This window comes from Photobacterium sp. J15 (genome assembly GCF_963870815.1).
GTDB classification, from domain to species: Bacteria; Pseudomonadota; Gammaproteobacteria; order Enterobacterales; family Vibrionaceae; genus Photobacterium; species Photobacterium marinum.
This window is the reverse complement of sequence record NZ_CAWMUI010000001.1, coordinates 2,057,551-2,082,877: the sequence shown is the minus strand read 5'-3', so window position 1 is coordinate 2,082,877 and position 25,327 is coordinate 2,057,551. Positions and strand designations below refer to the sequence as shown.

Genomic DNA, 25,327 nt, shown 5'->3' with positions numbered 1-25,327 from the left:
CAGAGTTTATGCTGATTTATATTAAAGCTTAACCAGCATTTTTCCTTTATTTTTTCCCTCAAACAGGCCGATAAATGCATCGGGAGCCTGCTCCAGGCCTTCGTAAATCGTTTCTTCCCATTTGATCTTGCCTTCGGCAATCCAGCTGCCCATCTGTTTTGCGAATTCACCGTAGTGATCCCAGTGATCAAATACAATAAAGCCCTGCATCTTCAATCGATTGATAATGATTAATGACAGGTTGGAAGGACCGGGCTGAGGTTCGGTAGCATTGTACTGAGAAATCAGGCCACAGACGGCAATACGGCCGTTTTGGTTCATGTTATTCAGCGCAGCTTCCAAATGTTCGCTACCGACGTTCTCAAAATATACGTCAATGCCTTCCGGTGCGGCTTCAGTCAATGCCTGGCTTAGGTTTTCAGTCGTTTTGTAGTTAATCACGGCATCGACACCAAGCTCTTTCAGCAATGAAGCTTTTTCATCAGAACCGACAGAGCCAATAACCTTGCAGCCATGCATTTTGGCGATTTGACATGCAACACTGCCAACGGCACCTGAGGCGGCGGAGACAAAGACAGTGTCAGTCGGCTTTAGCTCAGCAACACGGAATAGTCCGGCCCATGCTGTCATGCCCGGCATTCCCATAATGCCCAGAAAACTTTGCAGTGGCAGCTCAGTGCGGGGCAGGAGAGTCAGGCCTTCGCCATTACTGACAAAGTGGCTTCGCCAGCCCATCATGCTGCTGACATGGCTCCCAACAGGGAAGGCCGGGTTTTTAGATTCAATGACTTCACCGATAGCGCCACCTTCTAACGCTTTACCAACCTGGAAAGGTGGAATATAGCTTTCACGATCAATCATGCGCCCACGCATGTAGGGGTCAACGGACATCCAAAGGTTTTTTACCAAGATGTCACCTTCACTGATTTCGTTCAGTGAAATGGTTACGGTTTCGAAATCATCTGTAGTCGGAATACCCGCTGGGCGTGATTTGAGCTGAATCTCTGTGCTGTTCATGAGGTTATTTTCTCCTGCCAATTCGTTTGTTTGTTGAGCATTATTGAAAATTAGTTTGCGCAAAACATTTGTGCGCAAACTAATTTGTTTTTTTACTTTATCGGGGGCAAAGGAGAGATGCAATAACTTTGTGAGAAAACATTTTGCACGCAAGGTATTTTTTGTGATCGGATTTCAAGTTAGACTAGAGGGGTTTTTCAATTAAGCTGCTAAAAATATGACTCAGAAGTTATCAGATAATGTGTGTTTCGCTCTGTATACGGCAACCAATGCGCTTGTTCGGGCATACAGACCACTACTGGATGAGTTTGACCTGACTTACCCTCAATACCTGGTGATGCAGTCGCTTTGGTATAACAATGACGTTAGTTTGAAAGAAGTTTCCCATGATACCCGGCTGGACTCTGGTACTTTAACGCCGATAGTAAAGCGACTGGAGCAGAAGGGTTTTTTAACGCGTAGGGTGTCAGAAGTTGATGAACGCAAGAAAGTCATTTCGCTGACAGAAGAGGGGGCCGAGCTGCGCGAAAAAGCCAAGTCCCTGCGTGACAAGTTAGAAGCCAAATCGAATATGGCTGCGGAAGATGTTGAGTTACTGCGTCGTTTGTGTCTGGAACTTGCCGCAAACTTGCAGTAAGTTGCCATAAATCTGCAATAAAGATACACAATCTATATTGGTGGTGAACTAAGGCTTTAGAAGCTAAATCTTAATGCACTATAACTTTTGCATTTAAAACAAAAAACATTACAAGTACATATAAAAATAAGAAAAGCCGGAACTCAAATAGACCGGCTTTATCAGGGCTGTATTCTGACAGAAGTGATTGTTTTTTAGCTGAACATTCTCTGAAGAATTAGTCTTCCTCTGTGTTTGTTTGAGCTGTCAGGCTGTTGTCTCTTTCTTGCAAAATACGAGCGACATTTTCTGCATCTGGCATTCGGTACAAGCCCTTGTTATAAGCTATCGAGCCCCATAGCGCATTGGCCTTAGCAACACTCTTTTGCATATCAGTCGCTTCTTCCGGCGTGATTTCTTTGGTATCAAAATTATAGCGGTAGCCACTAGGTTGCTTTTCAGGAGAAAGTATTACCAGCTTATTTCTGGTCAGGTAACCGAAGTTTTTATCAAACTGCATCATGGCCCGCTCAAATTCTGGAGCCAGAGGTTTTGTCATGTCATGGCCGAGCATAGGGGAAACACTTCGTACACCAATCAGTGACATCAGGGTGACTGGCATGTCACTGTTGTTGACGATGCGGTTGTCTTGGCGTGGCAGTATATCTTTACCCAAAATTAGCGCCGGGATGTGGAACCGATTTACTGGGACCGGTTTTGTACTGTGCACACTTGCGTCATGGTCTGCAATAACAATGAAGATTGTGTTATCCCAGTAATCAGATTGTTTTACTTTTTTGAAGAACTCACCTAGGGCATAGTCCGCATACTTCACCGCATTATGACGGGTCTGCTTGTCGGCGTCGTATTGTTGTATGCGACCGTCAGGGTATTCAAACGGACTGTGATTTGATGAGCTAAATACCAGGCTGAAGAAAGGCTTGTCGCTTTTACTTAGCTGAGTGAATTGCTTATGAGCCATGTTATACAGATCTTCATCTGAAGCTCCCCATGAACCTTTGAACACTGGGTTCTCATAGTCATTCTCATCAATAATGTTCTGGAAGCCATTACCCAGGAAGAAGCTCTTCATATTATCGAAGTGGCTTTCACCTCCGTAGATAAATTGGGTGTGGTAGTTTTGTTGTCCAAGTAGTTCGGCAATAGTGAAGAAGTTTGTCTGACTCTTACTCAGCTTAACGACTGCACGGGATGGTGTTGGCGAGAAACCCGTTGTGATTGCTTCGATGCCACGTACAGAGCGCGTACCCGTTGCGTACATTTGGGTGAAGTTCCAACCTTCCTTCATCAGTTCATCAAGATTCGGAGTAAGAGGAAGTCCGCCTAAGCTACCGACAAAACGGGCACCCAGGCTTTCTTGAAGCAGAATAACCAGGTTTTTCTTTTTGCCGGTATAGCTTGGTTCATTGACGTTCAGAGTCGGATACTCTTCTGAGATAAATTCTCCGGTTTTACCTGAAGACTGACGCACAAGGTCAATGATCTCTTGTTCAGGCATAGTTCCGTAGAATTTGGTTGCGCTTTTCTCTGAAGACATGTTTTTAATGGCAAAGAACAGCGAATAAGAAGAGTTGAGGGTAAGGTCATTAACCAGTGGATCGCTAGAAAAAGCAACCATAGAAGGGTTGAGCGGGCGGTGACCAAGAGACGAACGGGCTCCCATGACGCCGACAACAACAACTAGCAGGGCCATTAGCGGGCGCCAGTACCATTTTGTGACAGACATTCGCTTAACGGCATAACCGCTAAACTTCCAGCCAAGAAACAGGGTAAGCAGAGAACCAATCAATCCGATTGCCAATTCAAGCTTATACCCAACCCAAAGCATGCTGAAAACTTCTTTCGGATAAATCAGATATTCAACAAAAAGGCGATTTGGTCGTAAGTCATATTCTATGATGAAAGGCGGTGTCGCCAGTTCCATATACACCATCAACCATAGTCCACCGACCAACCATACACGAAGTACAAACCGCCAAATTTTGCCGAAGATACCGGCCTGAGGTAGCAGAGTCGCCAGCATTGCAGGCAATATAAGTAACCAGCAAAGCGTTGCAATATCCACCCGCAAACCCTGAATCAGTATTGTTAGCCAGCCGTCAGCATCAGATACTCGATCAGCCTGCCATACTGCCAGAGATAGGCGGGATAGCGTCAGGAGAGACAGCGCAAGAAGGCTGAAAATCAAGAACGGGGAAAGGGGTCCTTTCCTATTATTAGTCATAATGAAGTTTAATTATTTATTGATTTATAAGGGCATGTGATTTTATGCATGCAATAAGCGGTATAAAACACCGTTTATGTATGCGGAATGTATGGCTATGTCCGTTGCACAAGATATTTGTTGAATAAGTTTTGGGAGAGCGGTGTCAAAAGAAAGTTATAGTTATGCTATACGACTAAGGTATGATCCTTAGTGCTTTATAACCATCTAAAATCAATGGTATAACTAAGGGATTCACCCTATATAACAGGGACTATGTGTATGCTTTTTCCTTACAAAAATATTGTCGTTCTGACCGGTGCGGGCATTTCTGCCGAATCTGGCATCAGTACTTTTCGTGATCAAGATGGGCTTTGGGAAAATCACCGCATCGAGGATGTTGCGACCCCTGACGGATATCGACGTAACCCGGCTTTAGTCCAGAATTTCTATAATCAGCGTCGACAGCAGCTTGAAAGTGGCACTGTTGATCCAAATGCCGCTCATTTGGCGTTAGCCCGGCTGGAGAAGGAGCTTGATGGCAAGGTGACGATTGTTACGCAAAACATTGATAACCTCCACGAAAAAGCCGGCAGCCAGAATGTTATTCACATGCATGGTGAGTTGCTGAAAGCGCAGTGCAGCCACTCCGGTCAGGCGGTTGAATGGAGTGGGGATATTTCACTGGAAGACCATTGCCATTGTTGTCAGATCCCGGCGCCGTTGCGTCCAAATGTTGTTTGGTTCGGCGAAATGCCAATAGGCATGGATCGTATTCATGAAGCATTGGTGAAGGCGGACTTGTTTGTTTCTATCGGTACATCCGGTGCTGTTTATCCGGCAGCAGGATTTGTTCATGAAGCTGCGATGCACGGTGCTCACACGATTGAGTTGAACCTGGAACCGAGTGAAGTTGAAAATGAGTTTGCTGAAAAGCGTTACGGCATGGCGTCGGTTATTGTGCCTCAGTTTGTTGAAGAAATTCTTGAGTAACAACTCAGACGCTCGGTGTTAGGTTAGATTTAAATCGTATTCACACCTGACTTGTAAAAAAGCCTCGCAGTTGCGAGGCTTTTGTCATTTCATTGGTTGCTTTTATTGATTACTGACCAGCTTTCAGCTTCTGGTAGTACTCTTCGTAAATAGTGTTCGCAGAGCCTACGCTGTCTTGCCATTCACCAGCATCCATTACGTCTTGTGGCGGGTAGATGTTTGGATCGTTTACAAAATCAGCCGGAAGTAGCTTCTTAGCAGCACCAACTGGAGTTGGGTAGCCGATTTCCATCGCAATCTTAGCGGCGTTTTCCGGACGAAGCAGGAAGTCGATCATCTTGTGTGCAGCGTCGACGTTTTTAGCCGTTGCTGGGATAGAGATGCTGTCCATCCAGAAGATTGCGCCTTCTTTTGGCCATACGATTTCAATTGGAGCGCCTTCCTGACGAGCCATGTACGCAGAACCATTCCAAAGCATACCCAGTGAAGTTTCACCTGCCATGTATGGGTTAGCAGGGTAGTCTGAGTTGAATACCAGTACGTTTGGCATCAGTTTCTTCAGTTCTTCGTAAGCAGCTTTTAGTTCAGCAGGATTTTTAGTGTTTGCTGAGTAGCCAAGTTTACGCAGAGCGATGTGGAAAAACTCACGAGCGTCATCCATCATCATCAGCTGGCCTTCCCACTTAGAATCCCAAAGGTCAGCCCAAGATTTGATTTCAGCTTTGTCCATCATCTCGGTGTTTACACCGATACCGGTTGCACCCCAGATGTATGGGATAGAGTAGTCGTTCTTAGGATCGAATGACTTGTGCAGGAAGTTAGGATCCAGATCTTTGTAGTGAGATAGTTTGGAGTGATCAATCTTCTGCAGCATGCCTTCATCACGCATCTTAGATACGTAATAAGTTGAAGGAACTACCAAGTCGTAACCAGAACCATGTGTTTTAAGCTTGGCATACATGGTTTCGTTAGACTCGTAAGTAGAGTAGATAACCTTGATACCGGTTTCTTTAGTAAACTGCTCTAAAACTTCGTTAGGAATGTATTCAGACCAGTTGTAGAAATACAGCTCTTCATCTGCAGCAGTTGCCATGTTTGAGAACATTGCCATTGCGCAAACACCACCGGCCACCAAAGAAGACCATTTTTTCATTTTTATGTGCTCCAAAAAATCAGGATAAATTGAGATTTATCTCCAGCAATCGTACTCAATACATTGCGTATCAAGTATTTTCGCTGCTCCTACACTAAAAAAGCAATATAGACGTTAAAAATTCGTCTTATTGCTTTTATATATGATTATAAAATATAAAAATTAAGTCAGAATTATAGCAGAGAGGGATATAAGAAAGGCAACCAAAAGTGATTTGATTGCCTTAAATGGAGGTTTACTGAACAATTGTATAAGTAAACTTACTTAATTTTTTCTCTGGCTAGTAACTGAGAGCAGATTACCAGGAACAGGGAAACGATCAGCATAATTGTTGCCAGCGCATTCACTTCCGGTGAAATACCCACTTTCACCATTGAGTAAATCTTAAGTGGCAGGATTTCATAAGCCGGGCCTGTTACGAATGAACTAACAATTACGTCATCCAGAGACAGGGTAAAGCTTAACAGCCAACCTGCAGCCACTGCCGGTTTTGCCAGTGGTAGGATAATTTGTTTCAGAATTACCCATTCACTTGCCCCCAAATCGCGGGCAGCTTCCAGCATCTTCACGTCAAAACCTTTCAGTCGGCTGTATACAGTTACAACCACAAAAGGCAGACAGAAAGTGATGTGGGAAAGAAGCAGGGTTAAAAAGCCCAGCTCAGCACCCAGCAGAATGAACAGCGCCAGCAGTGAGATTGCCATTACGATATCTGGCGACATCATTACGACAAACAGCATGCCATTAACAAAGCTCTTTCCACGGAATTGGTAACGGAACAGGGCAACAGCTGTCAGGCTGCCGATAATCGCAGCAGCAGTTGCAGAGAACACAGCAATATTAAGTGAATGCCATGCTGCCTGCATCAGGCTGTCGTTGTTTACCAACTGCTCATACCATTTTGTTGTGAAGCCTCCCCATTTCATACCAAATTTGCTGGCATTAAATGAGTTCACAATCAGAATAATAATCGGTGTATACAGGAAGGCATACACCACAGTCATCAGACTGAACTTAAATACGCGTCCCATTATTCCAGCTCCACCTTACGGTTAAGTAACTTACCGGCACGGTAGTAAGCAAACAGCATGATCGCCATAGCAACAGTCAGTGCAATACTGGTTGCGGCACCAAACGGCCAGTCTCGTGCATTCAGCACCTGGCTCTTAATTACGTTACCAATCAGCAGGTTCTTCGCACCACCCAGTAGGTCGGACACATAGAACATACCTAACGCAGGAAGCAGAACAAGAAGGCTGCCTGCGATAATGCCCGGCATTGTCAGTGGCAGAATCACTTTAACAAACGTCTGGAACTTGCTGGCGCCAAGGTCACGAGCTGCTTCAATGTATGTGTGATCCAGCTTTTCAATTGCTGAGTACAATGGCAGCACCATAAATGGCAACAGAATGTATACCAGACCAACCATTACCGCGTACTCGGTGTACATAATGCGTATTGGCTTATCAATGATGTCCAGGTATAGAAGGGTATTATTGAAAACCCCACGGGTACCCAGCATGATTTTCAGGCCGTATGTACGGATCAGCGAGTTCGTCCAGAACGGAACAATAACCAGAAACAACATAAACGGACGCCATTTCTCCGGCATTTTGGCAATGCCGTAAGCAAACGGGTAACCGATCAACAGGCAAAGTAGGGTAGCCACCATCGCCATATAGAACGAGTGGCCCATGACCTTTGCGTATAGAGGGTCAAACAACCGGACATAGTTATCCAGTGTGAATGTCATTTCGATTAGGTTTGCATCATCCCGGGTCAGGAAACTGGTTCCGATGATCATCAGGTTCGGCATAAATACAAACAGTACCAGCCAGCTGACAATTACAGTGATGATGATGTTCTGAAGATTAAGCTTCTTGTTCATCTGCAAGTACCACTTCCCAACTTTCAACCCAGGTAACGGCAACTTTCTGATCCAGAGAGTGGTCTACATCAGGATCATCTTCGTTGAAGAATTCGCTAACCATTACAGAAGTACCTGATTCCAGCTCAACAACGGAATCCAGAGTCATACCTTTATAGGTACGTTCACGTACATAGCCGATAATGCCGTTGGCACTTTCACCATTGTTGATTTCTTCAAGGCGAATATCTTCAGGGCGTAGCAGTACTTTAACTTTATCGCCTTGCTTCACTGGCAGTTTGCAGTGAATCAGAGAAGAACGGCCTTCAACGTCAGCCAGAACACGGCTTTCATCCAGACGCTCTTTAACAACGGCATCAAAGACATTGATTTCACCAATGAAACGAGCAACAAACAGGTTAGATGGCTCTTCGTAGATTTCACGAGGTGAACCGTCTTGCTCAACGTAACCGTCACGCATAACGATGATGCGGTCAGACATCGATAGGGCTTCTTCCTGATCGTGAGTAACGAAAATAAAGGTAATGCCAAGTTTTCTTTGCAGCTGTTTCAGCTCAATCTGCATCTGCTTACGCAGTTTGTAATCAAGGGCAGACAGAGATTCGTCCAGCAGCAGAACTTTAGGCTTGTTTACTACAGCACGGGCAATAGCAACACGCTGTTGCTGACCGCCAGAAAGCTGGTGAGGCTTACGTGATGCGTACGAGTCAAGCTGAACCATGCGAAGGGCTTCCATAACGCGTGGTTCAATTTCGCTGTCTGCGACTTTTTGCATCCGTAAACCGAACGCTACGTTGTCGAACACCGTCATATGAGGGAAAAGCGCGTAACTTTGGAATACTGTATTCACGTTACGTTGTTCGGCAGGAATGTCAGTTACGTTGTCACTGGCAATGATTACCTGACCTGAGTCAGCATTTTCAAAACCTGCAATCAAGCGTAGTACTGTGGTTTTTCCGCAACCAGATGGGCCCAGGATGGTAAGGAATTCACCATCATTTACATCCAAGTCCAGACCAGTGATGATTTGTTTGCCGTCAAAGCTTTTGTTCAGCCCTTTAAGCTGAATCACTGGTGTTTTAGTTGTTTCTGTAGCGTTCAATTCTACGTTATCTCCACCTTGGGGGGCATGATTTCATCCCCACTTCTTGGGTAAATTCAGGAGGCGCATAATAGACTCCAAGCCATGTAAATTAAAGCGGTTTTCGTGGTTTTTTTCGTTCTCGTGTTCCCTTTGGTTATTTTGCACCTAGCAAACTGCAATCGTAACCTTTGAACTACTATTTTTTGCGCAGAGTTACAGAGAAAAATTCATTTCTGTTATCTATGTAAAAGTCAGCTCTATGGCAACCCAAAATCATAGGTTTGATGACATTTTAAACACTTTATTCTGACAAGATTTTTATCTGGCCTTCAGCTGACGTACAATCACGCTACTGTGACTATGAATAATTGATGAAATCAGAATGAACAATAAAACATTCCATGTCGGTGGCTCGATAGATAAGGCTATAAAAGGTGCTTGTGAACTACAGGCAGTGGCTGTGCTTCAGGAAGCCTGGAAAATAACAGCGAAGAACTTTCTATCTTTCTTTCCTGCGATTCTCGGTTTATTTCTGGCTCAGGTTGCTTTGTTGCTGGTTGGGTTGCAGGTTCAGCTCGGTGACGCTTCTGTTTTTTTTGATGCCATTATTAACGGTGGGGAAATCTCTGCAGAAATTGTTGAAGCCGGGTATATGGCAAACTTTTGGTCAGATGTATTGAGTGCACCGTTGTATGTTGGTGTAAGTCTCATGGCACTGAACCATGCTGTCGGTCTTCCAACCAGACCAAGCCATCTGGTTAAAGGATTCCCGTTCACTTTGGTATCGATAATTACTATGCTTTTGACATCGTCAATTCAGGGGGTTGGTAACGCGATTTTCCCACTGATTGGCTTGTTCCTTTCTATGGCATTCAGTTTTGCCATTATTCTGGTTTGTGAAAAGCGAACCACACCACTAAAAGCTATTCAGTATTCATTGATCGCCACTGTTAAGAAATTGATGCCGATGACGGCTATTTATCTTGTTGTGATGATCATGTTCTTTTTCTCTTTTGCAACAGCCGGGATCGGTCTGATTTGGACAATTCCATTCTTTTTCAATGTTAAAGGGATTATTTACCGAAACCTGTTCGGTATCACTCTTCAGGTAACAACTATGAAGAAGGGTAGCGACGACCATCAAAATAAGAAAGACGACAAGGTTTTTGACGCGTGATAAAAACAACAAAAAAATTTGCTTTTCTATTATTGCTTAGTGGACTAACGGCGTGTGGTGAAACGCCAGTAGAAGACAAAACACACAATGGTGACGAAGGAGTAACACAACAGGCAGAAAAACGACCGGACTTTAGGGCGATCAAGGATGTGGCTCAGAAGAAAGCGGCTTTTTTTGATTTTCTGCGGCCGGCAGTTGAACATGAAAACCAGCGAGTTGAGCGTGAGCGTCAGTTCCTGCTTGAACTGGAGGATAAGTTCAAATCCGGTGCAAATATCGACAGCGAGTCTTTGGCTTACGCGTCAAAACTGGGAAAAGTGTATCAGGTGGCCCTGAATGGTGACGCTGTCACACCAGGGTGGTTTGATGAAATGTTAAAGCGTGTGGATGTGCTGCCGGAAGAACTGGTTCTAAGTCAGGCCGCTAATGAATCTGGCTGGGGTACGTCACGCTTTGCCGTTGAAGGTAATAACTATTTTGGTCAGTGGTGTTATCGTAAGGGATGCGGTTTGGTTCCTTCTGCCAGAACATCGGGCGCAACACATGAAGTTGCTGTTTTTGATTCTGCTTATTTGTCGGTTCAAGCATATTTTATGAATGTAAACCGAAACCGTGCTTATGCAGATCTTCGTGATATTCGCGCTGCGCAACGAGCGGCCGGTGAGCTGATTGATGGTGCGAAGTTAGCAGAAGGACTGAGTCGTTATTCGGAGCGTGGTCATGCTTATGTTGATGAGATTCAGGCGATGATCATGCATAACAATAAGTATTGGCGCCAAGGATAAAGGATGAAGTTAGCCCATTGGCTGTTAGCAGGCTTTTTCGCAGCGGCTTCTGTTTGTGCTCAGAATGTAAACGCACAAAATATTCAGATGCGATACAGCACTCTTTATGGAAAGCTGAAACAAAATGTGAAACAAGGCCATGACGATGTACGTATTGCTTTCTATCTTTTGAATCAAAAAGATGGCGAAGTATGTACAGTTCACAAAGGATGGATGCAGAAAGAAGAGCATTACGAAGAGCTGGTTATTCCTGCTGATTACGAGTTGGCAGTACCGATCGATAGTAATCTTCGTCAGGCGAATCCGGACGTTACCTTTGTGATTGATGACGGTATTACTTGTGACGTCTCGATGCAGGTGATTGCCAATAAGCAATATGGTCAGTCTGTCAGCCAATCGGATGTCGCTTCTCTCGTTCCGCAAATGGACAACTTACTGTCTGATTTGGGCGGAATGTTTTCAAGTTGGTTTATGCCTGAAGTCGGTGGTGTGGTTGTCCATTTTGCCGATGGGGTGACAAAACCGCTTCAAATTTCAAGCGGTAAGAAAATCAATGTTGAAAACAGAAAAGCAATAATCAAGCTGGCGGAACTTAGTCAGGGGGATGTGGTGACATTTCCTGCTGAGGCTTTGAAAGTTACGCCATGGATTCCGCATTAATTGCGCTAAGGCTTTTCTTGGTCAATGAAGAAAAAATAAAACCCGAGCGCTTGCTCGGGTTTTTTCTTATCGCCAGATACATCAAAGTAACTGGTCTGTGGGGGAACTGAGCTTACTTCATGGTACAGAAGTCAGAAGAACACAGTTGGTGTGTTTTTAAATCGGCGTAAGTAGATATGTCCCACTTGTATATATTCTCAAAATCAGCGCTTTCCAGTGGTGGGATATAGCCGACATCATATTGGCTTAGGTAATACTTTTTAAACATCTCAAGCTTATATTGTTTGTCAAACCAGTAGGAGATCTTGGTGATTGCATTGTTAGGCAATCTGGCTTTGATACTATCTAGCTCATTCATTGCTTTATCCGGATTCGCACCTGTATAAGGTTGATCCTCTCCGAAGTAGATTTGACATTTGGCCTGACTACCTAAGTCGTGTGCAGCCTTCATGATTGCTTCACGTACGGTGAAGTGATCGATGTGCGAGCCGTTTGCCAGAAGAACAAACGCGGCGCAGTTGTCTTGCTTAAGTACTGGAGTAACATCAGCAGCAATGCGCTCATAAACGTCAATCTCAGCTTGTCTGAAGTCAGGGAAGGAGCCTGCTGGGCCTCCACCTACAGTCGCTGACCCTTTATATAGACGTAGCGGAGCATCATAAAAACCAGCGGTTTTATATCGGAAGTTATCCCAACTTCCAAACATTTCAGTATGTGCACTGAAATCTTCGTTGTAGCGCATCTTCGTGACATCAATAACTCGTTTGTTCGTTAAAACATCCAAATGGTTCGTTGTGTAGTTCGACAAGCTAAAGAACACTTCCGTCACGTTGGTTTTTTGTTTGATACTTCCCTCATTAGCTAATTTGCTGATTAAGCCGCCAAATGTCAGCAAAATATCATCGGGATGAGGACTCAAAAAGTACAAGTTTTGCTCAGGAATCGTTGAGTAATTCTGAGCGGTGGCCAAACTTGGCGCCATGGCCAGTGAGAGCACAACTAACGATGTTTGTAATTTATTCATTATTCACACCCATTTATTAATTGGTTGCCACCAGCACTTCATTAATTTCTGTTTTTATGTTGTCTGACTTAGTACCAAAGATTGCCTGTAAGTTATCGCCGATAACCAGAACTTCACGGGCACCTAATTTCTTGATGGTATTAATGTCAGCCTGTTTGATATCGTGAAGGCTCACACGAAGGCGTGTGATACAAGCATCAACATTTTTGATATTTGTTTTACCGCCAAGTGCAGTGATCAGCTTCTCAGCAAGTTCAGAACCAATTTTTGCTACCTGAGTGATGTCGCTTTCGTCGGCTTCGCGTCCCGGAGTCATCAGATTCATCTTGGAGATCATTAGACGGAATACGGTGTAGTACATCAGCGCCCAGATTGGACCGATAACAATAAACAGCCATGCATTGCTGGATAGTGGGTAGTAGATCAGGAAGTCAATGGCACCGTGAGCAAAGGTGACGCTGTGGTGAATATCAAGTGCACTGACAAGAGCAAAGCCAAGACCGGTAAAAATACAGTGGATGACATATAGCACAGGTGCTACGAACAGGAATGAGAACTCCATAGGTTCTGTAATACCGGTTAGCCATGAAGTTAGTGCGGCAGAAGCCATAATACCACCGACAAGCGCACGCTTTTCAGGGCGGGCAGAGCGGTAGATAGCCAGACCAATCGCAGGTAGGGCCCACATAGAATACATATAACCACCAGCAAGGTTACCGGCAGTCGGGTCACCAGCCAGATAACGTTGAATTTCACCTCGGATCACATCACCGGTTTCAGGGTTAATGTATTCACCGACTTCAAAGAAGAAAGGAACGTTCCATATATGGTGAAGACCGAATGGAATGAGCGAACGTTCAACAAAACCATAGATACCAAAAGCAAGTGTTGGACTCTGGTAGGCAGCCCAGTGGGAGAAGCTGTCGATCATTCCACCGATTGGTGGCCATACGTAGCTCATCACAATACCCAGAGCAATGGCGCTCAGGCCGGTAACAATAGGCACAAAGCGTTTACCGGCAAAGAACCCGAGGTATTCAGGAAGCTTGATATTATAGAAACGGCCATAAAGGACTGCGGCTATTGCGCCAATGATGATACCACCAAAAACACCGGTATTGATGGTAGGAATACCAATGACAGTGGCAGTTTCTATGCCGTGCAATTTGGCCATAACCCCCATAGTGGCGGTGAGAATTGCAAAACCGACGGTTGCAGCCAGCCCGGCAACACCATCATTATCACTCAGGCCTAACGCTACACCAATTGCAAAAATAAGCGCCAGGTTACTGAAAACCGCATCACCGGACATTGCCATAATGTTGGAAACCAAATCTGGTAGCCATGAGAAGTTGGCAGAACCAATACCTAGTAACAGACCGGCTATTGGTAATACAGCGACAGGTAGCATCAGCGACCGTCCGATTCTTTGTAGAATACCAAAGGTAGAACTGAACATAGAGATAATCCTTATATTGTTAACGATTGTTCAGTTTCAACATTAAAGGAATAAATACTCGGTAAGGTAAATTATGGTCATTCGTTTGTAATAGAATGCTTACAAAGTAAATAAAAATAGTAACTACATCTAAATACCAATAAAAAATGTTGCGATATACAAGTGAAGACCTTATAAGTTAAATCGCTCATGTTAAGAAAGGATTCGGCATGGAACAGAAAACAATATTGGTTGTGGATGACAGCGAAGAAATCAGGGATGCTTTAAGTGAGTATTTAAGTCGTTCCGGATTTAATGTTATTACTGCATCTGATGGTGATGAGATGTGGCAACATTTCAATCATCAGGAACCACATTTAATTGTGTTGGATATCATGCTTCCTGGTGATGATGGCTTAACGCTTTGCAGCAAAATAAGGTTAAAGTCACACGTACCAATTATTATGTTAACTGCTGTTTGTGATGAGGTTGATCGCGTCGCAGGATTGGAAATTGGTGCAGATGACTATATAACGAAAACATTTAGTCCAAGGGAATTATTGGCGAGAATAAAAGCTTTGTTGCGTCGGAGTCAGTTTAGCAACAACACACCGTTTAATCGCAGGATAGGCTTTCTGAACTGGACTTTTGATACCGTCAAAAGGCAGTTAATTCATGATAGTGGCGACGTTGCTCAGTTATCTGGTGCAGATTTCTCATTGTTAAGCCTGCTATTACAGCATCCGAACAAGGTGTTCAGCCGGGATGAGATTGCTCAGTGTGTATGGGGGCGAGATGTTGAACCGATGGAGCGGGGCATCGATGTTCAGATGAGCCGTTTACGTAAACATCTTCATGATGATTCACGTTCAATAATTATTACAGTCAGAAATAAAGGCTATATGCTGGCAGTTGATTCTATTTATGAAGCATAAGTGATATAGGCGTTATGAGAAAACTTAAACATTTTTATTTTAAGTCAATTTCATTTCGTGTCGGTGTGACATTGTTGATTGTTATTGTTATCGCTGAATTAATTGCCGGAGCAATATGGTTTCAGGCAAATGAAGAATCAAAAAGAGAAAGTATAACCAGTACAATGCTGAATATATCAAGCGCAGCATCAGAAACGTATAATTATTTTCAGTCATTACCCGTTAATTATCGACATCTTATTCTTAATCAGTTGAGAGAGGCCGGTGGTACACGCTTTTTTATTTCAATTAATAATACATACGTGCTTAATGAAAACATTACTGGTTATAATTTCACTCATTGGTTATCTGAACTGACAGAAAAAGAACTAAAGAATAAAATGGATTCAGCAAAAAATATCAGAGTTTCCATCACCAGAAGAGAAGACATCCGTGTATTTAACTCAGGAATTAAACTGGATGAATTGCCTGAAATATGGACAAAATACAGCTTGGTTCTGGGTGAACTGAATTTACCGATATTGGTGATGCAAATTGAAATGTCAGACCAGGAATGGTTTTACATTGCTTCGGTTCTTCCTGTGCCTTTTTCATCTCTGTCGACACAGTTTTTGGATCAACGGCAGCTAATCTTTCTCGGTATTACATCTATTTTGCTTATGCTCGGTACCGCCTGGATCTTACAAAGAGAAATCCGGCCGGTTAAATCATTGGCTAAAGCAGCAACTTTGATGGGGTCTCAGTTGGTTGTGACTGAAATAAAGGAAGAAGGCAGCAAGGAAACTCGGGCCGCAGTGCATGCTTTTAATAAAATGAATCGTCGAGTAAGGGCGTATATCCGTGATCGTGAAATGTTGTTCAGTGCGATATCTCATGATTTGAAAACACCGCTGGCTTGCCTCAAGCTGCGAACGGAGATGCTGGATGATGACAATACAAAGAAGCGGTTTGAGAAACTGCTTAATGAAGTCGATCTTATGCTCAAAGGCGCTTTGCAGTGTATTCGCGAGACGGATATACATGAAGAATCTGAGTGGATAGATATCAGTCAGTTAATCGGAACATGCGTTGAATATTACAACCGGGAATCTCTGCACATCACACTTAATTCTCCGCCTGAAGTTCGTTATGTAGGAAAGCCCGTCGCGATTAAGCGGTGTGTTTATAACTTGGTTGATAACGCAGTTTTATATGGTGGCAAGGTAGATATCTCAGTATCCGACTCTGACGATTGTCTGGAAATTACAATCCGTGACTATGGACCCGGTATCGAGAATAAATTACTTGAAAAGGTATTTGAACCTTATTTTAGAGCCGAACAGCTGGATGTTCACGGTTCCGGACTTGGTTTAACGATATCCCGAAGCATCGCTCGTTCTCATGGAGGCGATCTGAAACTGAATAATCATCCCTGTCAGGGGCTTGAAGCTCATTTAATTTTATCGAGAGAAGTATGAGATATGCTTTAATTGCTTTGCTTGTCGGCTGTTCATTGACAACCTATGCCGATACAACGCAAGCCAGTCAGGATGTTCATTTCCTTCATTGGTGGACATCTCAGGGGGAAGTTAAATCAGCTGAGGTGGTGAATGATGTGCTCAGTGAAGCAGATCTAAATGTTATCAATGTGCCTGTTCAGGGCGGCGGAGGTAAAACAGCCAAATCTATTTTGCAGGCAAGAGCCATTGCGGGAAATCCACCGGATATGGCTCAATTGGAAGGTCCCGCGATCAAATCATGGGCGGCTTTGGGCTTTTTGCATAACCTCGATGATGCAGCTAAACAGCAAAACTGGGATGAAAAACTACTTTCACTGGCTCGTGGAATTCATCAGCATAATGGTAACTATGTCGCAGTGCCGGTGACGCTTCACCGACTTAACTGGATGTGGGTGAATATGGACATCCTGAACCGACATAAGTTAAAAATGCCTGAAAGCTGGGAGCAGTTGATTGATGTTTTCTCTCAGTTAAAGCAAAAGGGCGTTTCGCCGTTGGCGATTGGCAATGAACCCTGGCAGATTGTTCAGTTGTTTGAAAATATCGCTTTCGGGATAGGTGGGCCGCATTATTACAGAAAGGCTTTCATTGAACTGGACCCTGATATTTTGGCCAGCTCAACAACCCATGAAGCATTAAGTAAATTCCGTCAGATCAGTACTATTGTTCTACCTGACTTATCAAAGCAAAGGTGGGAGGAAGCAACAAAGGATTTGTTAGAGGGAAGACGGGCATTTCAGATCACCGGAGACTGGGTTGCCGGTGAGTTAATGGCAATGAACGGGGAGTTTCCTGACAATATTCTGTGTTCTCCGACACCATTCCAACAGTCAGGCTTTATCTACAACATGGATAGTTTTGCCTTATTCAAAAAGCCGTTGCTGACAAATGAACAGGCAAACCGGATAGCAAAGATTGTCTCTGAGCCAGATTTTCTTTATGAATTCAACCGAAGGAAAGGCTCAATTCCTGCCTATGAGAATGTTTCCTTGAAAGGTTTTAATCCTTGTGCGCTAAAAGCAAAGCTAGACTTTAAACAAGCAGAAGAATTGGGAACCCTGGTTCCAAGTATTATTGATTCGATGGCGGTCAGCCCGGTTATAGAGAAAGCGGCATCCAGCGAGCTGTACCGTTTCTTCAACGACCCGACCATGCAGCCAGATGATGTTATCGTTCATATGCAGAATATGGGGTCAAGTAATCTGAATCTTTAAGAAATCTTAGAATTGTTGTGCAAGATCTAACTCAAAAGCAGCAAATGCTGCTACATGGCTAGCAAAATGGGAATTTAAATCGTTCAATTTACGAAAACCTGATTCATCGCAAGTCATTTTAGTTTTGTGTCCCTGATACTTGGTACGCATTATCTGAGGCGCGCCTTGTACGTTATAAAGCCTCTAATTCAAAAGGGTCATCTTGATTCTCCAGACAACTGATTCACCAGATAATTAAGAGTGGGACATGGATAAATTAATTGAGAGATTTTTGCGTTACGTTAGCTTTGAAACTCAATCTAACTCATCAGTTGACCACTGCCCGAGTACTGAAGGGCAGCGCGTGCTTGCAGAACAGATCAAAAAAGAGCTTGTCGAGCTTGGGCTTAGCAGTGTAGAGCTGGATGAAAACGGCTATTTGACTGCTCGTCTGCCATCTAATATTGACTATGAAGTTCCGACAATCGGCTTCATCGCTCACATGGATACAGCGCCGGATGCATCCGGTAAAGATGTAAAACCTCAAATCGTTGAAAACTACCAGGGCGGCGATATTGCTCTTGGTGTTGGCGATGAGGTGCTATCTCCGATTCAGTATCCAGATCTGAACAAACTGCATGGTCATAACCTGATCACAACTGATGGTACAACGCTGCTGGGTGCAGATAACAAAGCTGGTATCGCTGAAATCATCACAGCCATTGCTTACCTGAAAGATCACCCGGAAATTAAACACGGTGAGATTTGCATCGGCTTTACACCGGACGAAGAAATCGGTCGTGGTGCTGATCTGTTTAATGTTGAGAAGTTTGGCGCTAAATGGGCATACACCATTGATGGCGGCCCGGTTGGTGAACTGGAATATGAAAACTTCAACGCATCTTCTGCTGATGTTATCTGCCACGGTGTGAACGTACACCCGGGCACAGCAAAAGATAAGATGATCAACGCCATGAACATCGCAGCACAATTCCAGCTGATGATGCCTGCGGAAGAAACACCTGAATGCACAGAAGGCTATGAAGGCTTCTACCACCTTGTTGCAATGGAAGGCGGTGTTGCTAAGACTGTTCTGAACTACATCTTGCGTGATTTTGATGGCGATAGCCTAGAGCGTCGTAAAGTCTTCATGCAGGAAAAAGTAGATGAGCTGAACAGCCAGCTTGTAAAAGGTCGTGTTGAGCTGAAGATCACTGACAGCTACCGCAATATGCGTGAAATGGTTGAGCCTCATCCGCACATTATTGAACTGGCTAAAGAAGCAATGATTGAGTGTGATGTACAGCCACTCATCAAGCCAATTCGTGGTGGTACTGACGGTGCACGTTTGTCATTCATGAACTTGCCTTGTCCAAACATCTTCACAGGTGGTTACAACTTCCATGGTATCCATGAGTTCATCACTGTCGAAGGTATGCAGCAGGCTGTGAAAGTGATTGTAAAAGTTGCTGAAAACACAGCGAAAAAATATCAGTAATTTCTGATTAACTGCGTAATATTTCTCATAAAGAGCCGCATTTATGCGGCTCTTTTTTTATCTGTGTTGTTTACAGAAGAACAGGTAGAAGAGGTAGCAATGGTATGGAATATAATAAGGATGGTTATTTATAATCATCAATGCTAATCTTGTTCATAAATAGACAGGAAAAATGGTTGAGAGGTGCTTATGAATGCATCCCAGGCTAAACAGAATCAGCCCCAGGCCGACGCAGGTAATGTTGTGCTGCCAGTGGTGTTTAACATTCTCGATAAATGGTCATGTACACAGGCCCAACAAATGGCGGTATTGGGCTTAACCAGTCGATCGACTTTAAACAAATATCGAAGCCATCCGGAATCTGCCAAGGTGTCTAAAGATCTGCTGGAACGAATGAGTTATATCCTGAATATCCACAAGTGCTTGCGGATATTGTTTACTTCCGACGAAAGTGTTTACAACTGGGTTCAGAAGCCGAATTCACATCCGTTTTTTGCCGGACGTTCAGCGATGGATGTGATGATGCAGGGTAAAGTTGTTGATTTATATCAGGTTGCTTCACGCCTTAACGCATGGCGGGGTGGGCAGTCCTGATGTCATATCCGACTCATAAATTTGATGATCAACATTGCTATCGCCTGATCCCGTCAAAGTATCCGCCAATCAGTTTATATGAAGATGTGGCGGATGCTTCCCAGTTAGATGCCGTTTTTGCGATTGAAGCCCTGACCAATCCGCGACTGACTGAAGAGGTCGGTAACTTTGCCAGTGTACCGGTGGAAGAGCGCTTGGTTGGTATTCCTCATTGTAGCTATGTGATGGCCGCTTTTACCCATGTTAATCCAGATGGCGCGAGGTTTAATACTGCCGATTTTGGTGCTTATTATGCGGCGCCGGATGTACATACTGCGATTAAAGAAACGGTACATCATATGGAGCGAGTGATGGGATATACGCAAGAGCCTGCTCAGGACATCCAGATGCGGTGTATTGATGCGTGGTTCAATGCAGAGCTAACTGATATCACTGATCAAACTTATCTTGATTCAGAACTTTACCACCCAACAAATTACAGCCATTCGCAGGTATTTGCCTGTTCGCTCAAATCAGAGAAGCAGGATGGGGTGGTTTATCAATCGGTTCGCCATCAGGGCTACAATTGTTACGCATTATTCAAGCCAAATTTGGTAACCAAGGTTTGCCAGTCAAAACACTATAGTTATAAATGGAACGGCAAGTCTGTGAATGCAGTATTTGAAATGCAGTTGGTATAAGTCGAAGCGAGCAAATAAAAAAACACCCTATGCCAGCTTGGTAGCATAGGGTGACTGCTAAAATAGAGGGGCTATTTTAGTTCTTTTTCAGCTTCTTTAGCTGCTTCTTCAAATTCTGGGGTGTTATCGATACGTTTGACAATGGCATTGTTCAGATGCTTCAAAATCGCTGTCACAGCATGTTCTTTAGTAACATTATCTCCTTTATCTATGGATAACTCATGCTTACCACGTAGGCCGGTTTCATCTTCTGCAATATGAAGCCAGTCTGGGTGCCAGTAAAATGATTTACCTTGTTCTGTCATCCAGTTATGGACACCACAGTTGTTACCTTTGTAGTTCAAGTCTTGAGCTTTGTACTTCATTTAGTTCCCTTTTCAAAGTCATGTATCGAATGAACATGATCAGTATAAAAAATAGAGAAGGTTAAACTGTGACCAGTGATACATAATTGCAGAAATATGCGATATGAAATTCATAATAACGTGAAGCACGTCGGTGAAAGTTGGTTAACCATATGATTATAAATGGTATTTGTTGGTGATTTCCCCCTTGATTAAGGGATTGGTAGTGACTTGCAAAATCTCACAAAACTATCAAGATGACCTAAGTCTATCAAATGCTTCTTTTCTAAACTCTATCCACTTCGCTTATTGTATTCATCCAACCAGGGGGGACCGGATGAAAAAATCAGCAAGGATCCTCGTTTGCCGTACACGGCGACGAGTTACTGAGTCAGGGCTTCCCCCTAAGACTCGGAAGGTAAAGCTTGGCCAGCCCAGCAGGCTAAGGGGCAAAATATGGCTCGTATAAAAACACCTGATTGGTTTTCTGAAGATGCTCGAGACTATTTAGAAGATAAAGCTAATTTTGATTTAGTCTGTGAAAAGCTTAGTGGATTACGCAGTAGAAACCATGGATTATTAGACTCTCGATTGCAGCTTATAATTCAAGATGACATATTACGAAAAGGTGTAATCGAATGGTTAGTAAAAGGGGATGCAAAAATTCTAAGATATGAAGCTCGCCTTTCTCCGTGGCAAAAATACCTATTTAAATAAATAACATCTAATAAGCTGCAAAATGCCATATCAATAATGACTGCAAATGGCTCTGAAAATGTTAACACAGAATCCTTAATAATTAACAAAGAAATAAAAAGTGAACTTCTGAAAGTACGTCTTGAACTTAATGCAATTGGAAGAAACTTAAACCAACTTGTGCGGTGGTGTAACACATATCAGAATACTACTGATAAAAAAGAAATACTTATTCAGATTTCTGAAGTTGAGTTTAGACTGGTATTGATAAGTGTTCTTCTGAATGAAGTGGTGGAGTTATGTTAATCAAAATTATGAAGGATACTGGCTCAACTAAAACTGGCTATGATACGGCATTTCCTGTACTAAGCTATTTGATATCACCATTTCAGGCTTATACACCTGAACAGAACGCTGAGCGTAAAGAGTGGCTTGAGTGTATAAGAAGCTATAAGAACAGTGATAATATTGAAGAACGTGAATTATATCGTTTAGCTCAACATGAGTTGAAAGCTATAACCAGAGAGCTGAGAAACACTGAACCGAAAGAGCTAACACCTAAGGCTTACGATCTCGTTTATGAGCTGATCAATTTAAGCCCTCATGTTCACAAATATACTAGCCTGGTTTTATCCCACCCCGCGGATGATAACGAAAAGCTACTCCAAAACCCGGAGGCTATGTTTGAGGCCAGACAGTTGATGGAAGAATATGCATTTGCAGGCATCGGTGAGCAAGACAAGGCTAGTTACTGGGTTGAACATACCGACAAGTTTCGTTTTGAAGATCATGGTGTATTTCCGAGAATTCACCCAACGACAATGAAATATTTTAATCCTTTCCCTCCTGGATGTGAAAGAGTTCTTAACCTGATCCGTGATTATATAAATCTTAAGTATGATCTTGCAGACCCAATGTATTCTGCAAGGGTCAAATATTTTTCTGCGATAGGAAGGTATGATTCTAATCGAAATTTCAAGCAACAGCTCTACGATGATCTAAATAAGAAACTTGAGCTAGGCGCTTTTCAGACTAGATGGGATGTCGTGAATTACCTCAAAAGCTCCGAGTTCGAAGAAAAGCACGGGTGAGAATATGTGAAAGCCTCCTCAAGATACTTGGTCGTGAAAAAATTAGGTGGAGCTACGCTTCGTTTAAAAGGGCGTTTGTTTGATGATCGGTTTGATTATAACGTGAAGGTACTCAGTCGGGTTGAAAAAGCTCGAGAATCCGAAGAGACGAGATTAGAGCTTTTAGCTGAACTAGAAAAAGAAATGGATGAGGCATTTCAAAAAAGAGCTGCTTACAATCGGATTAAATACAAAACCAATGATGCAGTTGGAAAGCGAGGAAGAACGTCCTTGCGTGAGAAAAATACTAATGAACTTATTGATAGAGTAATTTCAATTCTCGATATAAAAGGCATGATAGAAATTCCTAAACTTTCAGATCACATGGCTCATTGGGAACGAGAGCAGGCCTATAAAGCAATTCAGCATACTATTGCTCTTATCAAATCAAAGGAATTAGCCAATCCACTCACATTACAACAAAACATAGAAGCATTTCAGAAAGTTATGGCGATGATAGAGGAGTTTTTGTATGGAAGCGATTATAAGCCTCTTAGAGATTGCTCTAGAGCCTTTGAAGACAGAACTGAGAAAATCAATGGACGAATCTCAGGAGCAAATCAAGAACTGGCAGGAAAAATCCGAACAACTCGAACAGGTCCAGATGAGGTTAGAACAACTGGAAGAGAATCACATGCAACTACAGAGCAAGTTGTCCGAGTACTTGGACGACTTAGGGCAAGTTTTGGACAAGTATTCGAAATACCAACAGAAGAAGGAGGAGTGGATGGTAGAACAGTTGAAGCAACAGAACGAAAAACTAGAAATTTCGAACTACGAAATCAAGACTTAAAGATGTTATTAGGTTCGTTGCTCGAGCTGTTGGGCGAGAAGTAGCTGAAATGAAGCAAGACAAAACTTATAAAGAAAACATGTCTAAAGGCTCTGGCTGTAAGCCCTAAATTAAGTTCGTTCTGGGGTTCTTAGAGTGAAGCTCTAAGCTTAATCCGCGTCCGATGAAAGGACAAGCGGTAACCTTGGCTAGCCAGCTAATTTGACGGTTTTCAGAATATTGCAAGATAGCCTGTGGATCGCTACGAAAAGAACCGCTGACAGAGGCCAAAGGTGACCAGCAGGCCTACATTCAGGAATTGATGAAGCTCGGTATTGCCTTCATTCCTATAAAGAGAAGAGCAGGAAATGTTTGTAATTGACACTCCGCCTAGTGTTACAACGATCTTTATGGAATCGGTCGCATTAACTCACGTTTTTTCGATAGCATACTTATTATAAGTAGCTGTTTTTAAGCTTGTGAACAGATCGAAGAGGGAGGAATAAGATAGTTTATACAACGTAAAATTTGATAATGAATATGTTTAAAGGGATGGAAATGAAACTAAAAAAATTTGCAGCTAAAACAGCACGACCTCTTCCGGTAGTTGTTCTTGCAGATACCAGTGGTAGCATGAGCGTAGATGGTAAAATCGAAGCCATGAACCAAGCGCTTCGCGATATGGTGGATATTTTTTCTGCTGAAAGCCGTCTTAATGCAGAGATACACCTCAGCGTTATTACTTTTGGTGGAACGGCTAATGAACACACTCCATTAACACCTGCTCATAATCTAAGTACATTTTCAGGTTTAACTGCTACGGGCAGTACGCCAATGGGAGCAGCTCTTGAATTAGCTAGGGATCTTGTCGAAGATAAGGAAAAGATACCATCAAGATCATATCGACCAGTAATTATTTTGGTCTCGGATGGTCATCCTACAGATAATTGGTCTCAGAGCTTTTTAGCATTCTGTAATTCTGAGCGAGCACAGAAAGCGACTCGTATGGCGATGGCTATAGGAAGTGATGCGGATGAATCATTATTGAATGATTTCATTAATGACCTTGAGACTCCATTATTTAAAGCCAATAGTGCACATGACATCATTAAATTTTTCCGTGCTGTGAGTATGAGTGTAACCAGTCGAACTCGAAGTGCTACGCCTAACCAACCCATTGCTATTTCCTTTGATGATATACCGGATGACGACATTTTAGATTTGGATTTTTAAGATGGGTGCGTATTTATGTGCGGCTTCAGTTCGAGGTCTAGGTCATATAGAAAGTGGTACACCCAATCAAGATGCTGTACTTACCCGAAAGTGGAATAGTAGTTGGTTAGCAGTTGTTAGTGATGGCATGGGCTCAAAGCCTCACTCAGAAATAGGATCTCGTTGCGCTTGTAGAGCTGTACTAATGGCAGTGAAATCATTGCCATTTGCTGTCACAGATAATGATTTAATCCACTGTATTTATAAAAACTGGTTAGGTTTGTTAGGTGATATCAAACCGAATGATGCTGTTGCTACGTGTCTGGTGGCGTGGGGACAAGCTAACGGGAAAACTCGTTTGTTACAGTTGGGTGATGGGACAATTCTTTACCATGCTAACGAAAAAGGTTCGCTTTCAGAACGTCCTGAATATGGATTTGGTAACGAAACAACGGGATTGGGGATTTCACGTAAATATAGTGATTGGGCATGTAAGCAAATATTGTTAACAAAGCTTGGACAGGGGGTTGCATTGATGACTGATGGTATCAGTGATGACTTGGAACATATCGATGATTTTTTGCCTTTTATGGTTCAGCAAATGAAAGGAATGGGGATGCGCTACGGTAAGCAGTGGATCACCAATGAATTGAAAGCATGGCCAACCCCATCTAATACCGACGATAAGTCCATAGCACTTATTTACAGGAAGTAA

General features: G+C 43.1%; 26 protein-coding genes. 17 read left to right on the top strand and 9 right to left on the bottom strand.

What is annotated here, in order from left to right:
• Window positions 1–21: 21 nt before the first annotated feature.
• Window positions 22–1,017 carry an NADP-dependent oxidoreductase gene (locus AACQ93_RS09580; RefSeq protein WP_064604536.1) on the bottom strand — a complete coding sequence of 332 codons (996 nt, stop codon included), beginning with the start codon at window positions 1,015–1,017 and terminating at the stop codon, window positions 22–24.
• 217 nt (window positions 1,018–1,234) lie between these two features.
• Between AACQ93_RS09580 and AACQ93_RS09575 the strand changes: the two genes are divergently transcribed.
• Window positions 1,235–1,654: a MarR family winged helix-turn-helix transcriptional regulator gene (locus AACQ93_RS09575; RefSeq protein ID WP_007470492.1), complete on the top strand. Its 420-nt coding sequence runs from the start codon at window positions 1,235–1,237 to the stop codon at window positions 1,652–1,654.
• Window positions 1,655–1,871: 217 nt separating this feature from the next.
• Here AACQ93_RS09575 and AACQ93_RS09570 read toward each other — a convergent pair whose 3' ends face one another.
• Window positions 1,872–3,878, bottom strand: coding sequence for an LTA synthase family protein (locus tag AACQ93_RS09570; protein WP_084419083.1), 2,007 nt, complete (start codon window positions 3,876–3,878; stop codon window positions 1,872–1,874).
• A gap of 261 nt (window positions 3,879–4,139) precedes the next feature.
• Here AACQ93_RS09570 and cobB point away from each other — a divergent pair, with 261 nt between their 5' ends.
• A complete protein-coding gene (gene cobB / locus AACQ93_RS09565; RefSeq protein WP_064604531.1) occupies window positions 4,140–4,850 on the top strand; it encodes a Sir2 family NAD+-dependent deacetylase in 711 nt (236 codons plus the stop codon).
• A gap of 109 nt (window positions 4,851–4,959) precedes the next feature.
• Here the strand turns inward: cobB and AACQ93_RS09560 are convergent, their stop codons facing one another.
• From AACQ93_RS09560 to potA, 4 genes are all read right to left on the bottom strand, one after another.
• The gene (locus AACQ93_RS09560) at window positions 4,960–6,003 is read right to left on the bottom strand and encodes an extracellular solute-binding protein (RefSeq protein WP_064604528.1); all 1,044 of its coding nucleotides are present in this window, start codon (window positions 6,001–6,003) and stop codon (window positions 4,960–4,962) included.
• Window positions 6,004–6,263: 260 nt separating this feature from the next.
• The gene (gene potC / locus AACQ93_RS09555) at window positions 6,264–7,034 is read right to left on the bottom strand and encodes a spermidine/putrescine ABC transporter permease PotC (protein ID WP_007470501.1); all 771 of its coding nucleotides are present in this window, start codon (window positions 7,032–7,034) and stop codon (window positions 6,264–6,266) included.
• Window positions 7,034–7,891 (bottom strand): spermidine/putrescine ABC transporter permease PotB, encoded by an 858-nt coding sequence (gene potB, locus AACQ93_RS09550; protein ID WP_064604524.1) that lies wholly within the window; start codon window positions 7,889–7,891, stop codon window positions 7,034–7,036. The genes potC and potB overlap by 1 nt, the downstream gene beginning before the upstream one ends.
• The gene (gene potA / locus AACQ93_RS09545) at window positions 7,875–8,993 is read right to left on the bottom strand and encodes a spermidine/putrescine ABC transporter ATP-binding protein PotA (RefSeq protein WP_007470512.1); all 1,119 of its coding nucleotides are present in this window, start codon (window positions 8,991–8,993) and stop codon (window positions 7,875–7,877) included. The genes potB and potA overlap by 17 nt, the downstream gene beginning before the upstream one ends.
• A gap of 364 nt (window positions 8,994–9,357) precedes the next feature.
• On the opposite strand from potA, the gene AACQ93_RS09540 reads away from it, so the two are divergent.
• Genes AACQ93_RS09540 through AACQ93_RS09530 form a run of 3 tightly spaced genes read left to right on the top strand, consistent with a single transcriptional unit; the run spans window position 9,358 to window position 11,597 of the window.
• Window positions 9,358–10,152, top strand: coding sequence for a hypothetical protein (locus AACQ93_RS09540; protein WP_064604522.1), 795 nt, complete (start codon window positions 9,358–9,360; stop codon window positions 10,150–10,152).
• Window positions 10,149–10,937, top strand: coding sequence for a glucosaminidase domain-containing protein (locus AACQ93_RS09535; RefSeq protein WP_064604519.1), 789 nt, complete (start codon window positions 10,149–10,151; stop codon window positions 10,935–10,937). Before AACQ93_RS09540 ends, AACQ93_RS09535 begins: the two co-directional genes overlap by 4 nt.
• Window positions 10,938–10,940: 3 nt before the next feature.
• The gene (locus AACQ93_RS09530) at window positions 10,941–11,597 is read left to right on the top strand and encodes a DUF2987 domain-containing protein (RefSeq protein ID WP_064604516.1); all 657 of its coding nucleotides are present in this window, start codon (window positions 10,941–10,943) and stop codon (window positions 11,595–11,597) included.
• A gap of 112 nt (window positions 11,598–11,709) precedes the next feature.
• Here AACQ93_RS09530 and AACQ93_RS09525 read toward each other — a convergent pair whose 3' ends face one another.
• Both AACQ93_RS09525 and ptsG read right to left on the bottom strand, forming a co-directional pair.
• The gene (locus AACQ93_RS09525) at window positions 11,710–12,621 is read right to left on the bottom strand and encodes a PIG-L family deacetylase (RefSeq protein WP_064604513.1); all 912 of its coding nucleotides are present in this window, start codon (window positions 12,619–12,621) and stop codon (window positions 11,710–11,712) included.
• 16 nt (window positions 12,622–12,637) lie between these two features.
• On the bottom strand, window positions 12,638–14,080 hold the full coding sequence (gene ptsG, locus AACQ93_RS09520; protein ID WP_064604510.1) for a glucose-specific PTS transporter subunit IIBC: 1,443 nt from the start codon (window positions 14,078–14,080) through the stop codon (window positions 12,638–12,640).
• A gap of 209 nt (window positions 14,081–14,289) precedes the next feature.
• On the opposite strand from ptsG, the gene AACQ93_RS09515 reads away from it, so the two are divergent.
• From AACQ93_RS09515 to AACQ93_RS09490, 6 genes are all read left to right on the top strand, one after another.
• Complete coding sequence (locus tag AACQ93_RS09515) at window positions 14,290–14,994, top strand: response regulator transcription factor (RefSeq protein WP_064604507.1); 705 nt, start codon at window positions 14,290–14,292, stop codon at window positions 14,992–14,994.
• A gap of 14 nt (window positions 14,995–15,008) precedes the next feature.
• Window positions 15,009–16,451 (top strand): ATP-binding protein, encoded by a 1,443-nt coding sequence (locus AACQ93_RS09510; RefSeq protein ID WP_064604504.1) that lies wholly within the window; start codon window positions 15,009–15,011, stop codon window positions 16,449–16,451.
• Window positions 16,448–17,707, top strand: a complete 1,260-nt coding sequence (locus tag AACQ93_RS09505) for an ABC transporter substrate-binding protein (protein WP_084419081.1) — start codon at window positions 16,448–16,450, stop codon at window positions 17,705–17,707. Before AACQ93_RS09510 ends, AACQ93_RS09505 begins: the two co-directional genes overlap by 4 nt.
• A 247-nt stretch (window positions 17,708–17,954) precedes the next feature.
• Window positions 17,955–19,184 (top strand): peptidase T, encoded by a 1,230-nt coding sequence (gene pepT, locus AACQ93_RS09500; protein ID WP_064604501.1) that lies wholly within the window; start codon window positions 17,955–17,957, stop codon window positions 19,182–19,184.
• A gap of 189 nt (window positions 19,185–19,373) precedes the next feature.
• Window positions 19,374–19,778 carry an MbcA/ParS/Xre antitoxin family protein gene (locus AACQ93_RS09495; RefSeq protein WP_064604498.1) on the top strand — a complete coding sequence of 135 codons (405 nt, stop codon included), beginning with the start codon at window positions 19,374–19,376 and terminating at the stop codon, window positions 19,776–19,778.
• On the top strand, window positions 19,778–20,458 hold the full coding sequence (locus AACQ93_RS09490) for an RES family NAD+ phosphorylase (protein WP_064604496.1): 681 nt from the start codon (window positions 19,778–19,780) through the stop codon (window positions 20,456–20,458). Before AACQ93_RS09495 ends, AACQ93_RS09490 begins: the two co-directional genes overlap by 1 nt.
• A 71-nt stretch (window positions 20,459–20,529) precedes the next feature.
• Here AACQ93_RS09490 and AACQ93_RS09485 read toward each other — a convergent pair whose 3' ends face one another.
• A complete protein-coding gene (locus AACQ93_RS09485; RefSeq protein ID WP_007470531.1) occupies window positions 20,530–20,823 on the bottom strand; it encodes a hypothetical protein in 294 nt (97 codons plus the stop codon).
• A gap of 435 nt (window positions 20,824–21,258) precedes the next feature.
• On the opposite strand from AACQ93_RS09485, the gene AACQ93_RS09480 reads away from it, so the two are divergent.
• The 6 genes from AACQ93_RS09480 to AACQ93_RS09460 all read left to right on the top strand — a co-directional run bounded on the left by AACQ93_RS09480 (window position 21,259) and on the right by AACQ93_RS09460 (window position 25,327).
• On the top strand, window positions 21,259–21,519 hold the full coding sequence (locus AACQ93_RS09480) for a hypothetical protein (RefSeq protein WP_064604493.1): 261 nt from the start codon (window positions 21,259–21,261) through the stop codon (window positions 21,517–21,519).
• Between the two features lie 36 nt (window positions 21,520–21,555).
• Window positions 21,556–21,804, top strand: a complete 249-nt coding sequence (gene mobC, locus AACQ93_RS25460; RefSeq protein ID WP_064604490.1) for a plasmid mobilization relaxosome protein MobC — start codon at window positions 21,556–21,558, stop codon at window positions 21,802–21,804.
• A complete protein-coding gene (locus AACQ93_RS09475) occupies window positions 21,798–22,589 on the top strand; it encodes a hypothetical protein (protein ID WP_064604487.1) in 792 nt (263 codons plus the stop codon). Before mobC ends, AACQ93_RS09475 begins: the two co-directional genes overlap by 7 nt.
• 33 nt (window positions 22,590–22,622) lie before the next feature.
• Window positions 22,623–23,465 carry a hypothetical protein gene (locus AACQ93_RS09470; protein WP_064604484.1) on the top strand — a complete coding sequence of 281 codons (843 nt, stop codon included), beginning with the start codon at window positions 22,623–22,625 and terminating at the stop codon, window positions 23,463–23,465.
• A gap of 493 nt (window positions 23,466–23,958) precedes the next feature.
• On the top strand, window positions 23,959–24,633 hold the full coding sequence (locus AACQ93_RS09465; protein ID WP_064606617.1) for a vWA domain-containing protein: 675 nt from the start codon (window positions 23,959–23,961) through the stop codon (window positions 24,631–24,633).
• A gap of 1 nt (window position 24,634) precedes the next feature.
• Complete coding sequence (locus AACQ93_RS09460) at window positions 24,635–25,327, top strand: PP2C family serine/threonine-protein phosphatase (RefSeq protein WP_064604481.1); 693 nt, start codon at window positions 24,635–24,637, stop codon at window positions 25,325–25,327.

Excerpts from the sequence above, each read along its gene's own strand:
- AACQ93_RS09580 (WP_064604536.1), bottom strand. The coding sequence starts at position 1,017 with ATGAACAGCACAGAGATTCAGCTCAAATCACGCCCAGCGGGTATTCCG.
- AACQ93_RS09575 (WP_007470492.1), top strand. The coding sequence starts at position 1,235 with ATGACTCAGAAGTTATCAGATAATGTGTGTTTCGCTCTGTATACGGCA.
- AACQ93_RS09570 (WP_084419083.1), bottom strand. The coding sequence starts at position 3,878 with ATGACTAATAATAGGAAAGGACCCCTTTCCCCGTTCTTGATTTTCAGC.
- cobB (WP_064604531.1), top strand. The coding sequence starts at position 4,140 with ATGCTTTTTCCTTACAAAAATATTGTCGTTCTGACCGGTGCGGGCATT.
- AACQ93_RS09560 (WP_064604528.1), bottom strand. The coding sequence starts at position 6,003 with ATGAAAAAATGGTCTTCTTTGGTGGCCGGTGGTGTTTGCGCAATGGCA.
- potC (WP_007470501.1), bottom strand. The coding sequence starts at position 7,034 with ATGGGACGCGTATTTAAGTTCAGTCTGATGACTGTGGTGTATGCCTTC.
- potB (WP_064604524.1), bottom strand. The coding sequence starts at position 7,891 with ATGAACAAGAAGCTTAATCTTCAGAACATCATCATCACTGTAATTGTC.
- AACQ93_RS09540 (WP_064604522.1), top strand. The coding sequence starts at position 9,358 with ATGAACAATAAAACATTCCATGTCGGTGGCTCGATAGATAAGGCTATA.
- AACQ93_RS09530 (WP_064604516.1), top strand. The coding sequence starts at position 10,941 with ATGAAGTTAGCCCATTGGCTGTTAGCAGGCTTTTTCGCAGCGGCTTCT.
- AACQ93_RS09525 (WP_064604513.1), bottom strand. The coding sequence starts at position 12,621 with ATGAATAAATTACAAACATCGTTAGTTGTGCTCTCACTGGCCATGGCG.
- ptsG (WP_064604510.1), bottom strand. The coding sequence starts at position 14,080 with ATGTTCAGTTCTACCTTTGGTATTCTACAAAGAATCGGACGGTCGCTG.
- AACQ93_RS09515 (WP_064604507.1), top strand. The coding sequence starts at position 14,290 with ATGGAACAGAAAACAATATTGGTTGTGGATGACAGCGAAGAAATCAGG.
- AACQ93_RS09510 (WP_064604504.1), top strand. The coding sequence starts at position 15,009 with ATGAGAAAACTTAAACATTTTTATTTTAAGTCAATTTCATTTCGTGTC.
- AACQ93_RS09505 (WP_084419081.1), top strand. The coding sequence starts at position 16,448 with ATGAGATATGCTTTAATTGCTTTGCTTGTCGGCTGTTCATTGACAACC.
- pepT (WP_064604501.1), top strand. The coding sequence starts at position 17,955 with ATGGATAAATTAATTGAGAGATTTTTGCGTTACGTTAGCTTTGAAACT.
- AACQ93_RS09495 (WP_064604498.1), top strand. The coding sequence starts at position 19,374 with ATGAATGCATCCCAGGCTAAACAGAATCAGCCCCAGGCCGACGCAGGT.
- AACQ93_RS09490 (WP_064604496.1), top strand. The coding sequence starts at position 19,778 with ATGTCATATCCGACTCATAAATTTGATGATCAACATTGCTATCGCCTG.
- AACQ93_RS09485 (WP_007470531.1), bottom strand. The coding sequence starts at position 20,823 with ATGAAGTACAAAGCTCAAGACTTGAACTACAAAGGTAACAACTGTGGT.
- AACQ93_RS09480 (WP_064604493.1), top strand. The coding sequence starts at position 21,259 with ATGGCTCGTATAAAAACACCTGATTGGTTTTCTGAAGATGCTCGAGAC.
- mobC (WP_064604490.1), top strand. The coding sequence starts at position 21,556 with ATGACTGCAAATGGCTCTGAAAATGTTAACACAGAATCCTTAATAATT.
- AACQ93_RS09475 (WP_064604487.1), top strand. The coding sequence starts at position 21,798 with ATGTTAATCAAAATTATGAAGGATACTGGCTCAACTAAAACTGGCTAT.
- AACQ93_RS09465 (WP_064606617.1), top strand. The coding sequence starts at position 23,959 with ATGAAACTAAAAAAATTTGCAGCTAAAACAGCACGACCTCTTCCGGTA.
- AACQ93_RS09460 (WP_064604481.1), top strand. The coding sequence starts at position 24,635 with ATGGGTGCGTATTTATGTGCGGCTTCAGTTCGAGGTCTAGGTCATATA.